The sequence below is a fragment of the Cytobacillus oceanisediminis 2691 genome (assembly GCF_007678455.1).
Classification (GTDB): Bacteria; Bacillota; Bacilli; order Bacillales; family Cytobacillaceae; genus Mesobacillus; species Mesobacillus oceanisediminis_A.
Genome location: NZ_VEEP01000006.1, coordinates 160,561 through 174,296, shown reverse-complemented (window position 1 = coordinate 174,296; position 13,736 = coordinate 160,561). Strand labels below are relative to the sequence as shown.

10 protein-coding genes are annotated in these 13,736 nt (G+C 39.4%); all 10 read left to right on the top strand.

The genetic code is table 11. The features are described 5' to 3' along the window. The first annotated feature begins 129 nt into the window (after nucleotides 1-129). The 10 genes from FS736_RS13510 (at nucleotide 130) to wecB (ending at nucleotide 13,735) form a co-directional block, all read left to right on the top strand. Nucleotides 130-1,317: a processed acidic surface protein gene (locus FS736_RS13510; protein ID WP_144478102.1), complete on the top strand. Its 1,188-nt coding sequence runs from the start codon at nucleotides 130-132 to the stop codon at nucleotides 1,315-1,317. Nucleotides 1,318-1,321: 4 nt separating this feature from the next. Then, entirely contained in the window at nucleotides 1,322-1,948 is a 627-nt protein-coding gene (locus FS736_RS13505; protein ID WP_260983602.1) for a class D sortase, read from the top strand. A gap of 175 nt (nucleotides 1,949-2,123) precedes the next feature. Continuing rightward, nucleotides 2,124-4,304, top strand: a complete 2,181-nt coding sequence (locus tag FS736_RS13500; RefSeq protein WP_144478100.1) for a SpoIID/LytB domain-containing protein — start codon at nucleotides 2,124-2,126, stop codon at nucleotides 4,302-4,304. A gap of 361 nt (nucleotides 4,305-4,665) precedes the next feature. Beyond that, entirely contained in the window at nucleotides 4,666-6,177 is a 1,512-nt protein-coding gene (locus FS736_RS13495) for a cell wall-binding repeat-containing protein (RefSeq protein ID WP_144478098.1), read from the top strand. 293 nt (nucleotides 6,178-6,470) lie between these two features. Further along, entirely contained in the window at nucleotides 6,471-7,529 is a 1,059-nt protein-coding gene (locus tag FS736_RS13490; RefSeq protein WP_144478096.1) for a glycosyltransferase family 4 protein, read from the top strand. Between the two features lie 68 nt (nucleotides 7,530-7,597). Next, on the top strand, nucleotides 7,598-8,836 hold the full coding sequence (locus tag FS736_RS13485) for a glycosyltransferase (RefSeq protein WP_186326781.1): 1,239 nt from the start codon (nucleotides 7,598-7,600) through the stop codon (nucleotides 8,834-8,836). Then, nucleotides 8,833-10,173 (top strand): flippase, encoded by a 1,341-nt coding sequence (locus tag FS736_RS13480; protein WP_144478092.1) that lies wholly within the window; start codon nucleotides 8,833-8,835, stop codon nucleotides 10,171-10,173. Before FS736_RS13485 ends, FS736_RS13480 begins: the two co-directional genes overlap by 4 nt. Nucleotides 10,174-10,224: 51 nt before the next feature. Beyond that, complete coding sequence (locus FS736_RS13475) at nucleotides 10,225-11,241, top strand: Gfo/Idh/MocA family protein (protein WP_144478090.1); 1,017 nt, start codon at nucleotides 10,225-10,227, stop codon at nucleotides 11,239-11,241. A gap of 23 nt (nucleotides 11,242-11,264) precedes the next feature. Next, nucleotides 11,265-12,599 carry a nucleotide sugar dehydrogenase gene (locus FS736_RS13470; RefSeq protein ID WP_144478088.1) on the top strand — a complete coding sequence of 445 codons (1,335 nt, stop codon included), beginning with the start codon at nucleotides 11,265-11,267 and terminating at the stop codon, nucleotides 12,597-12,599. 74 nt (nucleotides 12,600-12,673) lie between these two features. After that, nucleotides 12,674-13,735 carry a non-hydrolyzing UDP-N-acetylglucosamine 2-epimerase gene (gene wecB / locus FS736_RS13465; RefSeq protein WP_144478086.1) on the top strand — a complete coding sequence of 354 codons (1,062 nt, stop codon included), beginning with the start codon at nucleotides 12,674-12,676 and terminating at the stop codon, nucleotides 13,733-13,735. Nucleotide 13,736: the final 1 nt, after the last annotated feature.

Genomic DNA, 13,736 nt, shown 5'->3' with positions numbered 1-13,736 from the left:
TTATAGGAAGGTCTTTTTAAATTACCAGGAGAATAGTCTTTCAAAAATTCCAAAAAAACCCTCTACCGGAAAATCCTTATTCCATATATACTAATTTGGTAGACATATAATATTTAGGGGGAATTATTTTTGAAGCGTTTACTTTCAGCTTTATTATCGGTTGTCCTGGCATTTGGTTTGCTGCCTTATTCGGCCTTTGCGGAAGTTAATCCGCAGAGTGAGGAGTTTAAGAGTTTTTTACAGGAAATAGGTATGTCTGAAGAAGAGTTTACTTCCTATTTATCAGAAACTCACGATTACAGTCTTGAAGAGTTTGAAGATTTAACGGAACTGAAAGATTACCTGGGACCTCTTGTGAATGAAACTAACCTTCAAGAACTGCTTAAAGAATTCGTAATGACGGAAGAAGAACTCATAAAGTTGCTTGAGGAAAACGAAAAATCACTTGACCAATTTATTTTTTATGAAGACCTTTACTGGGAAGTGTCTGATTACCTGTATACTGCTGAATTGACTCCAATTACAGATGAAAATCTCCAGGAACTGCTTAATGAATTTGATTTTAAATCTAAAGAAGAGCTTGAAGCTTTCTTGAATAAATATGATGATTCACTTGAAAACTATGACAATATGGAAGACTTGTACATGACCGTGGCCGAACATATTTTCATGGAATCCAAAGATGAGCTGATTAACACGCTTGATAGTTTTGGTCTTTCATTGGCTGAAGCCAATAATTTAGCAAACCATTTACTCGCAATCCTTGAAAACCCTGATTTGGATCAGGAACAGTTCCTGGTCAAAATGGAAGAAATCGGACAGCGTTTAATGAACTTCCCTGAGTTCGAAAGCGCAGAAGACTTATCTGCTGAAGATATCGCTGAATTCATTGATGTATGGAATGATTTACTTAACCTTTTTGATTTAAAGGTGGAGTACTATCTGTCCAAAGATGGTAAGGAAACCGCCATCTCTTTTGAGTCCCTTTTAAAAATGGATTCAACAAATGGAGCAGACCTGATCATTAAGATTCTATCCAAAGATGGCAAGTTATTAGCGGATATGAAAATAACAAAAGAAATGTTTGGATCGGATTTTCTTCAGGAAACAGGGAAAACGATTGAAAAAACAAAAGAAACTGCAGAAGAAGTAACAAAGGCAGCCGAGAAAGTACCTGCTGTGAAGGTTGCTAAAACGGTAAAAGGCGGAAAGCTGCCAAACACGGCATCTGACTATCTTCCGAACGCTTTGGCTGGTTTTGCCATGTTCCTATTTGGAATCTTTGCAATCAGAAAAGTGAGAGTTAAAGGTGTTTAGGAAATTGAAAAAAAAGAGAAGAGCCGGTTACCTGGTTCTTCTTTCTCTATCAGTTAGTATAGTCATATTTGGTTTATGGTTTAGCAGTACCAATGGTTATAAACTTCTTAAAGGCTATTGGCTTTATCAGACTCATCAGTCAGATGAAGAAACTTTTACTGCAAGCGCTGCTAATATAACGAAGAACCCTGTCAGAAAAAACATTCTTTATCCAGAGAGACCAAAAAAAGGCGAAGAGATTGGCAATCTTCATATCCCCAAGCTTAAGGCCAATCTGCCAATCTACCATGGGACAGATGAGGACGAGCTTGAAAAAGGCGTTGGACATTTTTCCGGAAGTGTTCTTCCTGGAGAAAAGGATAACTCGGTACTATCGGGACATAGAGACACAGTGTTCAGGAAGCTCGGGGAAGTCGGTAAAGGGGACTTGCTGGTTGTTTCCACATCTGCTGGGGAGTTTACCTATAAGGTAAGGAAGGTCCGAATTGTAGATGCCGATGACCGAACCGTGATAGTACCTAAACCACGTGCCACTTTAACCGTTACCACCTGCTATCCATTTGACTTTATCGGGGATGCTCCAGATAGGTATATTTTGGTAGCGGATTTAATTAAAAGCGAGAAAATGTAGAGCCGGTATGCTTGCAACGCACCCGGCTCTTTTCATTTACATTAAATTTATATTAAAAATTCCATTTACTCATTTGACAATATTTGATAAATTTAGTGATAGGTTCGTATATTAGTAGAAAAAGGGAGGGTTATTGTCATATTTTGCTTGTTTTAACAACTAGGGAGGGTAAAAATTGATAAAGAAAAAGATTTCCTTCATTCTAATTTTAGCCATTTGTGTCACGTTGATGCCGTTTACTTCTTATGCCCAGGCTGCGAATATTTCCGTCAAATTAAGCAATTATATTGGAAATACTCGTGCGATCAATATTACAACTGTTGGTGATTATAAGCTTGCGAATGGAAACATTAGAATGTCAGGAAATGACCGATTTGCTGTTGCCAACAATGTAGCTTCCAGTGGCTGGAGTCAAGCTGATACAGTCATCCTGGTTAACTACAAGGCATTTGCCGATGCCTTGGCTGCAACACCATTCGCCTATTACAAAAATGCACCTATACTTTTAACATTACCCAATGAATTAGAAAGTCAAACATTGAAAAAGTTAAAAGAATTGAATCCAAAAACTGTTTATATTGTCGGTGGAACTGGAAGTGTATCTACAAATGTAGGTAGCCAACTTCAAAGTTTTGTACCTGATGTGAAAAGGATTTCTGGCCGGGATCGATTTGAAGTAGCTCAAAAACTTGCTGCTCAGATACCTAACAACGGGAAAGCAGTAGTGGCAAACGGGCTGGTATTCGCCGACGCACTTTCCATTGCTCCTTATGCTGCTAAAAACGGTTATCCTATTTTGTTAACCGCGAAAGATTTTCTTCCGGAATACACTCAGGACGCCTTGGCTGGAAAAAGCAGCACACTGATTGTTGGAGGTACAGGCAGTGTAAGTACTACAGTTGGAAGCAAATTGCCTTCAGCAACCCGAATAGGCGGCGCAGACCGCTTCGAGGTATCTGCTAACATAGTAAGAGAATTGAATCTGCCTGCAGACACAGCATTCATTTCTACTGGCTTATCATTTGCTGATGCATTGACCGGATCAGTTTTGGCTGCCAAACAAGATGCACCGTTATTATTGACAAGACCAGAAAGATTGCCGGATTCAATTAAAACGATTATTTCCGAGAAAAAAATATCAAGCTTTACCATTTTAGGCGGACCGGCTTCTGTTAATGAGTCAGTGGTTGCCAGTCTTCCGAATGAAGTTCGGCTCGCTGCCGGTTCAGCGTATTCAGTAAAAAATGAGAATAGCAGACTGGTTTTATACAAGGGCTCTCAAAAATTAAAGGATTTTGGCAATTCTGAGTTTGCATTGATTCCATCTCGTTATAACACTAGTAACCAGATCAAATTAAACAATAAGCCATATATGGGCAAAATGGAATTCTTCCTCGAAAACGGATATGTTAGACCGATCAACAGAGAAATCCCATTTGAGGACTATCTAAAGGGTGTAGTACCTCATGAAATGCCTGCGAGTTGGGGAGTTGAAGCTCTCAAAGCACAGGCGGTGGCTGCCCGTACCTATTCAATCAATTCTGTAGGGAAAGTTGTTGCAGATACACAGGGCTTTCAGGTATATGGTGGTGTTACATGGGTTGATGATTATTATCAGCAGCGTACCAATCAGGCTGTTGAAGGGACTGCAGGTAAAGTATTAAGATACAATGGCAATCCAATTTCTGCTGTATTCTCGTCAAGCAATGGCGGATATATAGAATCGAATGCCAACGCCTGGGGGACGACTCTTGTTCCATATTTATCTGCGAAAGCTGATTCTTATGATCCTGAAATTCCATGGTCCATACCTATGAAAAAGACACAGATTAACATGGAGCCTTATAAAGATAATCTGAAAAATCCAGGTCACTGGTGGAGTTCTATTAAGGAGTCCGATACAAGTGTTGCTAACAGCATCAAGAATTGGCTGTACAAAAATGGCTATGCAAACACGGAAATAAAAATTGTATCGATTAATGGATATTCGTTATCGCCTGAAAAGACATCAGGAAACCGAAGTGTAAGTGCCACGTTGGATATTGATTTCTTTGTTCGTTATCCTTCAACAAACACTTATAAGCTGAATTCAGAAAAAGAGATTGATAGAATTAACCTTAAACGCACTTTAAGCATTGGTGCATTCCGCTCTATGTTTGGCGGCAGCGTGTTTAAAAGCCATCTCTTAGATCCTGTGACTTATAATAAAGACACAGATATTATGACGATCAGAGGAAAAGGATACGGACATGGCGTAGGAATGAGCCAGTATGGCGCTAAAAACATGGCTTCGTCCGGAAAGTCATATGTAGAAATTTTGAAACATTACTATCCAGGGGCAACCCTAGGAAATTAATTTACTATTATTTAAGGGACAGACTTTTCCAAAGTCTGTCCTTTTTGGTATGTTCACACTATCGTGGATCTCAAATTTCGACACTTCAGGGACATGAATTTTTAAAGGGTTAGTTTGATCACCAATCCTTATACTAAGGAGGTATTAGTGTTTTAGTACACATTTCTTATATAACAGTCAATTTTAAAGTATCTTTTGGAGTGGATTCACAACAAAAATATTCTATATAATTCCTCTATTAAACTTATTTTCCAATACCATAAGGCCAATCTACCAATTTTCATTTTTTTTGGAAATTTTATAGAAATTTGTCGATTCGGTCCGATAAAATAAGAGAGATAACAACTAGGGAGGCAAGATAATGAAAAAAGTTTTTGTGGCTTTTCTGTTCGCTGCTGCTTTTTGTTTTATAGCTGTTTTACCGGCATCGGCAGAGGGCTACACAATCAGGTTGGGCGGACAGGATCGGTTTGAGGTTGCAGTAAATGTTTCTAAAAAGGGATGGACATCTGCAAATACAGTCATCCTTGCTAATTATGATGCTTATGCAGATGCATTGGCTGCGGCGCCTTTGGCATATAAATATAATGCGCCAATTTTATTAACACAGCCAGGAGTATTGACTGCAGCAACAAAAGCAGAGATTGATAGATTAAATGCAACAAATGTTATTGCTGTGGGAGGTTCAGCCAGTATTTCTGACAGTGTATTGTCTGAAGTCAGAAAGATGGGATTGAAAACTGAAAGAATCTCAGGAGCCAATCGTTTTGAGGTTGCAAACAATATCGCACTCCGTGTAGGAAAAAGCAGTAAAGTAGTTCTTGCCTATGGCTTGAATTTTCCGGATGCTCTTGCAATTGCTCCATATGCAGCAAGAAATGGATATCCAATTTTATTAACGAATACAAACACATTACCTGGTTCTACTAAAGCGATTATCGATCAATGGGGAGTAAGCCAGACGATTATCGTCGGTGGTGAAGGCAGTATTTCAAGAAATGTATATAATAGCGTTCCTAATCCATACCGAATTGATGGCCGAAACCGTTTTGAAGTCGCTGCTAATATTGCTAATAAGTATTTCAGCACTCGGTCTCAGTCTTCTATTGCAACTGGAATGACGTTCGCCGATGCATTAACTGGAGCTGTTTTTGCAGCAAAAAGAAATGAGCCTATTTTATTAACAACAGCTACCTCGGTGCCGACGGAAACAAGAAGCGCTATTATCAACAACGGATACCAAAGTTTCTTTGTTTATGGAGGTCCGGGTTCCGTTTCTGAGGGGATTTTCAATTCTTTGGCCATTTCTGTTGTTGGCAAGACAATTATGATTGACGCAGGTCATGGTGGTACTGACCCTGGTGCAAGCGGGTATACAAGTGGTGGCACAAAGTTGGTTGAAAAAGATTTAGTACTTGATATGTCAAAAAGAATTCAATCAAGGTTGACAAGCTCCATGTCGAAGGTTTTGATGACGAGGACAGGAGATACCTATCCTACGTTAAATGAGCGTGTAGCAAAAGCTAATAGTTCTGGGGCTGATATCTTTGTCAGTATGCACGTTAATTCTTATTCGACATCTTCACCACACGGAACAGAAACATGGTGGAACAGCACATACGAATCCGCCGACAGTCAGTTATTGGCAGAAGAAATCCAAAAGGAACTTATCGCAACACTTGGAACCTATAACCGCGGTGTCAAACATGGAGATTTTAGGGTTATAAAGGATACGAAAATTCCAAGCGTATTAGTCGAAGTTGCCTTTGTGTCTAATAAAGATGATGCAGATCTTTTAGCAAATTCAACGTTCAGGCAAAAAGCAGCTGATGCTGTGTACAGAGGCATTATTAATTATTTCAATAAACAATAAAAATATCCCTATTGGATTTATTATCCGATAGGGGTTTCCTTTTATTACAACGGTTTTTATCGCCTGTTTTAATGGAAAATAAAAATAATTGACAAGAAGGCCTTGCAGGATAAAAATAAAGAAGAAATATAAAAGGTTTCATCGGGTATAAAAAAGGAAAAACATTAACAAGGATATGACAAGCCCTGAAATAAATGTAACTAAAAATTAATGGATTAAAAATTGAATATAGCTTGGATTGTGATACACTTAGTGAGGGTTTGAAATTACCTTTTTACAGAGGGGAAGTCTATATGACTGCACAATTGATACTAGCTTTTTTCGTCTCGTTCCTTACTGTTTTAATCTTGACACCATTTGTTATAAAATTTGCGCACAAAATTGGCGCTACTGATAAACCAAACCATAGAAAAGTACATGCTAAAGTTATGCCACGCCTTGGAGGGCTGGCCATTTTCCTCGGAGTGGTTGCTGGATTCTTTACTGCAGGGCTCCAAAATGAAAAGTTAACCGGCATAACAATAGGTGCGATCATTATCATCGTTCTTGGGATTCTTGATGATAAATATGAACTATCGGCAAAGGTGAAGTTGCTTGGCCAGATTGCAGCCGCAGGAATCGTTGTAAGTACAGGATTAACAATTGACTTCATAAGTATACCTTTTATGGAAAAATTTAATCTTGGCATATGGGCAATCCCTGTTACGATTTTTTGGATTGTTGCAATCACAAATGCCATTAACCTGATCGATGGCCTTGATGGCCTGGCTGCGGGGATATCTTCAATCGGTATAGCGACTGTTGCTTTCATGGCGGGAGCAGCCGGCAAACCGCTAATTTTAGCACTGGCCCTAATATTACTGGGCAGCACGCTTGCATTTCTATTTTATAACTTTCATCCGGCCAAAATTTTCATGGGTGATACTGGGGCTTTATTTTTAGGATATTCTATTGGTATCCTTTCGTTGCTTGGTTTATACAAGAGTGTTACATTATTTAGCTTTATTGTGCCAATAATAATATTGGGTGTCCCAATATTTGACACTACTTATGCAATTATTCGAAGAGTGGTCAACAAGAAACCGATTGGCGCTCCCGATAAAAGCCATTTGCATCACCGTATTTTGGCAATCGGACTTTCACATCGTAACACGGTTTTAGTCATTTATGCTTTAGGCATTCTTTTTAGTGTAGCGGCAGTTGTATTTGAAACCTCGACATTATGGGGATCACTGCTGATTGTTTTTGGCTTGCTCTTGCTTTTCCAGATCATTGCAGAAGTGATTGGTCTAGTGAATGAACGTCATAAACCATTAATTAAGATGTACCGAAAAGTAACCGGTAAACATTAAGTGAAAAACCGTTTGTGGCAAAGCTGACAAACGGTTTTTCAAATATACTTTTGATGTGAGTGATGACAATGGAAAAAGAATTGGTATTAATAACGAATCGGTATCCATTTTATCCGGGTGAGGAGTTTTTAAAGCTCGAGTTGGATTTTTTATGTGAAAAGTTTCGCAAAGTACATATCATACCGGTTAATAGCGCAGACCATACCAAACAAAGAGAACTGCCCCACAATGCTTCGGTCCATTTGGTACCTGCTTTTCAAAAAAAGAATGCTGTCTCTTTTAAGATGAGTGCATTTCAAGATGCGCAGGGACGCAGATGGCTTCTGGAAGAAAGAAAAAGAGCAGGCAACTTTGGCCTTAAGGGGTTCGGCAAACTTGTATCATGGACTGCAAATGCTATTCATCTTCGGAATTATATAGAAAATATAATATTTAAGGAACAAAACCCGTCAAAATTTGTGGCTTATTCGTACTGGTTATCGCTAGCACCAGGAATTGCGTTCCTTAAGGAGAAGTACTCTGATCTCTATGCTATTTCAAGAGGGCATGGCGGAGATATCTACGATTACCGCCACAGTCCTCCTTATTTGCCATATAAGCAGACTTTAATTCATCAGTTGGATAAAATATATCTTATTTCCCAGAATGGTGCTGAATATCTGGCGGAACAGACTGGCGGGAGCGCTTCGAGTCTGGAAGTTGCTCGGTTGGGAACTCAGAAGCCGGAAGGTTTGTCACATGGTTCTTCTGATGGTATTTTCCGAATTGTCAGCTGTTCTTATGTAGTTCCTGTTAAACGTCTGGAACTCCTTGTGAAAAGTCTTGCTGAGTGTCAGTCGAGAATCCACTGGACTCATATTGGAGGAGGGCCAGGACTAAATGAATTAGAGGGCCTTGCAAAAGAACTTCCTGCTAATATTACAACTGAATTCACTGGAAATATGGCAAATGATGAAATTGTTCCTTTTTACCTGAAGAACCCTATAGACCTTTTCATTAATGTCAGTTCCAGTGAAGGCATACCTGTCGCAATAATGGAAGCCTTTAGCTGCGGAATTCCTTCAGTAGCGACAGATGTTGGCGGGACTGGGGAGCTTGTGGATGAAACCAATGGAAAGTTGATCCCGAAGGATTTCGAAGTTACTGAGCTGGCGAAACTACTTGATCATCTATCGCGTCTTTCTTTTAGTGAGAAGGAGCATCTTAGGAAATCCGCTTATCAGACCTGGAATGGTATGTACAATGCTGAAAAGAACTATTCTGATTTTGCAGGGGAAATTTCCGGATATGGTGGTACTGGTTCATGACAAAACCAAACAGCTTTCTAAAAAACAGCTATATAACTTTGGTCCGGCAGTTTACAAGCATTGTTATTGGAACTCTCTTAATAATCATTATTGCTCGAATGCTGGGACCAGAATTGCAAGGTAATTACGCTCTAATCACAAACTTTCCAGCAATTTTGATGATGTTTATCAACTTAGGGATAAACATTTCGACTGTTTACTATGTAAGCCGGCAGGAAATTGACCCAGGCGAGAGCTTTTTCAATAATTTAATTATTGGTGTAGTTTTAAGCTTAATTGGAATTATTGCAGGCTTTATTTCCATCTATTTTTTTGGAGATAAGTTATTCAAGGATTTAGACGATTATTCCTATGTATACTTTATCCTGATTGCGATTCCCTTCATGTTGCTGAACACGTTTTTTCAAACTATATTTCAGGGGATCCAGGATTTTAAAGTATTCAATACCATCTTAGTGATTACTCAAATTACGAACCTTTTACTTGTAGTGGTCTTGATCGTATTATTCGATTTTGGATTGATGGGGGCATTGATTGCTTTTATAAGCGGTCATGCTTTAACACTTCTTTTCATTCTCGTATTTAGCGTCAAAAGATTTAACTTGACCCGGAAAAACTTGAGATTGAATATTCCGTACTTAAGAAAGTCCTTTCATTACGGGTTTAAATCTTATATGAGCAACCTGGTAACCTTTATGAATTACCGGATTAATATATATTTGCTTGGCTTTTTTGTTGGCAATGGAGCAGTAGGTCTTTATTTTACAGCGTTGACCCTGGGTGAAAAGCTTTCAGTCTTTACCCAGTCCATCTCCTCTGTCTTATTGCCTAGAATCGCTGCTATGGGAACGGAGGAAGAACGCAATCATTTGACTTCCATCGTCAGCAGGTTCACGCTTGTGTTCATGCTTGTTCTATCAGTGGTTATTTTTTTCACTATTGATTTCCTGGCTCCGGTTTTAGGGCATGAATATAAAGAGACACCGTTCTTTTTGAAAATCCTTCTTCCCGGGATTGCGCTGCTCGCGGTGGAAAAAATATTATCCAACGATATTGCAGCCAGAGGGAAGCCAGAAATCAATATGTATGTTTCAATCTTTAATGTTATTTTCAGCACCATTCTAAACGTTTTCCTTATTCCTATGTATGGGGCAACAGGTGCAGCGATTGCTACATCTATTTCATATAGCCTTAGCTTTATAATCAAGGCGGTTTTCTTTAAGCGGGTGACAGGAGAAGCTTTTAATAAGTTTCTTTTATTTAAAAGGGAAGATTTTTCTTTAGTTAAAAAGATGTTATTAAGACAAAAATTTTTCAAAAGGCTAATTAGGAGTTAACAGGACTGATTCAACTTTGGTGCCTAAATAATTCGTGAAGGAGATAATCTGATGGTGAATTTTGCTATTGTCGGCTGCGGCCATATTGCTAAAAAACATGCAGAAGCAATTACTAAGGCTGAAGGTGCGAACCTTGTTGCTGTTTGTGATACAGACCAATCAAAGATGGAGCCATTTATTGAGCAATATAATGTGCAAGGCTATACGCAGTTAACTGAAATGTTGAAAAATGATGAAATACATGTGATCAACATTTGTACTCCAAGTGGATTCCATGCAAATATAGCGGTAGAATCTGCGAATGCCAAGAAGCATATCGTCGTAGAAAAGCCGATTGCTATGACTCTTGAAGATACAGATGCAATTATTCATGCATGCAAGGAAAATGATGTGAAATTGTCGGTTGTCCATCCAAATCGCTTCCGTCCAGTAATGATAGAGCTTAAAAAGGCAATGGATGAGCAAAAGCTAGGCAAACTTAGCCATGCGAATGCAACGGTAAGATGGAATAGGAATGATGAGTATTATAACCAGGCCCCTTGGCGCGGCACAAAGGAGTTCGATGGCGGAGTGTTAATGAACCAGGCCATCCACAATCTCGATTTGATCCTTTGGCTAATGGGGGATGTTGAGGAAGTCTACAGTATGGAAGCTACAAGGCTTCGCAATATTGAATCAGAGGATGTATCGACAGGCGTAATCCGTTTTAAAAATGGCGCTTTGGGTATAGTAGAGGCAGCCACAACGATTTATCCATCCAATCTTGAAGAAACGATCAGTGTTTTCGGCGAAACTGGCACCATTAAGGTTGGCGGCAAAACAGCCAGTCTGGTTGAACATTGGAATGTTCAGGACATGACAGCAGAAGCTGTGAATGATATTGTAGAAACTGTAAAAAATGACCCTATAGGGAAGCCTGGACATCAGTGCATAATTGAGGACATGGTTGAGGCGATTAAAGAGGATCGAGAGCCTATAGTAACCGGCCTTGACGGAAGAAAAGCGCTTGAGTTGGTAAGGGCATTTTATGAGTCAGCAAGTTCTAATAAACCTGTTAAAATAAATTAATGAAAGAGAATGAGGGATTAAAGATGAACGAACAAGTACAATTAAGCCAAATCGGCCAGGAACTTCTTGAAAAGATTACGAACAGAACCGCTACCATTGGTGTAGTCGGACTTGGTTATGTGGGACTTCCGCTTGCAGTAGAAAAAGCGAAGGCTGGATACCAGGTAATCGGCTTTGATGTACAGCAAAAGAGAGCTGATATGGTTAATCAGGGAATTAACTATATTGGGGATGTAGTGGACGAGGAATTGAAAGAGATTGTCCAGGAAAAGAAATTGTTTGCTACAATTGATTACTCAAAAATCCAGGAAGTTGATGCAGTAGCCATCTGTGTTCCAACTCCGCTTGATACTTATCAGCAGCCGGATACTTCCTATGTTGAGAGCTCTGGTAAGGAAATTGCAAAATATCTGCATAAGGGCATGCTGATTGTTCTGGAAAGTACAACCTATCCAGGAACAACAGAAGAAGTATTAAAGCCAATTCTTGAAAGCAGCGGCTTAAAGTGCGGAGAAGATTTCTTCCTTGCTTACTCACCTGAACGTGTTGACCCGGGTAACAAGCACTATAATACGAAAAATACTCCAAAGGTTGTTGGCGGGATCACACCTGCTTGTACTGTAATCGCTTCTGAAATGTACAAGAGTGTTCTTGAAGGGGATGTGCACCAGGTCTCCAGCCCGGCAGTTGCTGAAATGGAGAAGATTCTTGAAAATACATTCCGTCATATCAATATTGCATTAGCTAATGAAATGGCGATTCTATGCAATAAGATGGGCATCGATGTTTGGGAAGTAATTGATGCGGCTGCTACAAAGCCATATGGTTTCATGCCGTTCTATCCTGGACCTGGATTAGGAGGCCATTGCATTCCTATCGACCCATTCTACCTCACTTGGAAAGCAAGGGAATATAACTATCATACCCGTCTGATCGAGCTTGCCGGCGAAATCAACAATGGCATGCCTGAATTTGTTGTGAATAAGGCAATGTATGCACTTAATGGCGAAGGAAAGGCATTAAGAGGATCAAAAATTGCCATTCTTGGTGTTGCTTACAAGAAGGATATCGATGATGTTCGTGAATCTCCAGTTCTTCCAATCGTTGAAACTTTAAGGGATGAAGGGGCAGAACTGATGGTATGCGATCCGCATGTTAAATCATTCCGTTCATGTGACATCTTTGTAGAAACAGTCGAGTTATCTCAACAGGTTCTTGAAGAAGCGGATCTTGTGGTCATCACTACAGATCACACTGCATTTGATTACGAGATGATCGGCAAATACAGTAAAGTACTGTTCGATACAAGAAACGCAATGAAAAATTATCAAAAACCAGAAAAATACGTTAAGCTATAAACAAAATTGGATAAGTAGCATAGAGAGTATTCTATGCTACTTCTTCATATGTCTTAAACAAAGGGGATTCTTTTATGAAGTTTCTGACTGTGATTGGAGCACGGCCTCAATTTATCAAAGCAGCTCCTGTATCTAGAGAACTTAGGAAATTACATACAGAAATATATGTCCATACAGGACAGCATTATGATAAAAATATGAGTGATATCTTCTTTGATGAATTGAATATTCCTAAGCCGGATTATCATTTAAATGTGGGATCGTCTACTCACGGAAAACAAACAGCTAACATGCTTGAAGGTATTGAGCAAATTATCTTTGATGAAAAGCCTGATTACCTGCTTGTATATGGAGATACGAACTCCACGATTGCGGGCGCAATGGCAGCAGCTAAATTGCATATCCCTGTCATCCATATCGAAGCTGGCTTAAGAAGCTTCAATAAGAGGATGCCGGAAGAAATTAATCGAATCATGACTGATCATATTTCTGAATACCTATTCTGTCCAACAGATACAGCAGTTCAAAACCTAAAAAACGAGAATGTGACCAGGAATGTTTTTAATGTCGGCGATGTTATGTATGACGCTGTCCTTTATAACCGTAATCTTTCTAAAGAAAAGTCAACTATATTGACTGATCATAGGCTGGAAAAAGGCGAATATTACCTAATTACTGTCCATCGTGCGGAAAACACTGACGACCCTGCCAACATTAAAAATATCATCGAAGCATTTTCAAAAATTGAAGGGAAAAAGGTGTGGCCAATCCATCCGCGCACAAGAAATATCTTAAGCGGAATGGGATTAGACCTGAGTTTGGTGCCTGATCTACAGGTAATTGACCCTGTTGGGTACCTTGATATCCTTTCGCTTGTAAGCAATGCGAAGAAAATCATAACTGATTCGGGTGGGATGCAAAAGGAAGCTTACTTCCTTGAAATTCCATGTGTCACATTACGTGAACAGACAGAGTGGGTTGAAACACTTGAGGATGAAGCTAATATTCTTACAGGTACAGATGTGGGAAAAATATTGGAGGCAATCCAAAAAGACGTTCGGCCATCGTATAAAGACTATTTTGGCGATGGACAAGCTTCAGCTAAAATAGTTCAGCATTTCAACAAAGAGGTTTAAC

What these genes read in the sequence shown, in the direction of transcription:
- FS736_RS13495 (WP_144478098.1), top strand. Translation starts at nt 4,666, where the DNA reads ATGAAAAAAGTTTTTGTGGCTTTTCTGTTCGCTGCTGCTTTTTGTTTT.
- FS736_RS13490 (WP_144478096.1), top strand. Translation starts at nt 6,471, where the DNA reads ATGACTGCACAATTGATACTAGCTTTTTTCGTCTCGTTCCTTACTGTT.
- FS736_RS13485 (WP_186326781.1), top strand. Translation starts at nt 7,598, where the DNA reads ATGGAAAAAGAATTGGTATTAATAACGAATCGGTATCCATTTTATCCG.
- FS736_RS13480 (WP_144478092.1), top strand. Translation starts at nt 8,833, where the DNA reads ATGACAAAACCAAACAGCTTTCTAAAAAACAGCTATATAACTTTGGTC.
- FS736_RS13475 (WP_144478090.1), top strand. Translation starts at nt 10,225, where the DNA reads ATGGTGAATTTTGCTATTGTCGGCTGCGGCCATATTGCTAAAAAACAT.
- FS736_RS13470 (WP_144478088.1), top strand. Translation starts at nt 11,265, where the DNA reads ATGAACGAACAAGTACAATTAAGCCAAATCGGCCAGGAACTTCTTGAA.
- wecB (WP_144478086.1), top strand. Translation starts at nt 12,674, where the DNA reads ATGAAGTTTCTGACTGTGATTGGAGCACGGCCTCAATTTATCAAAGCA.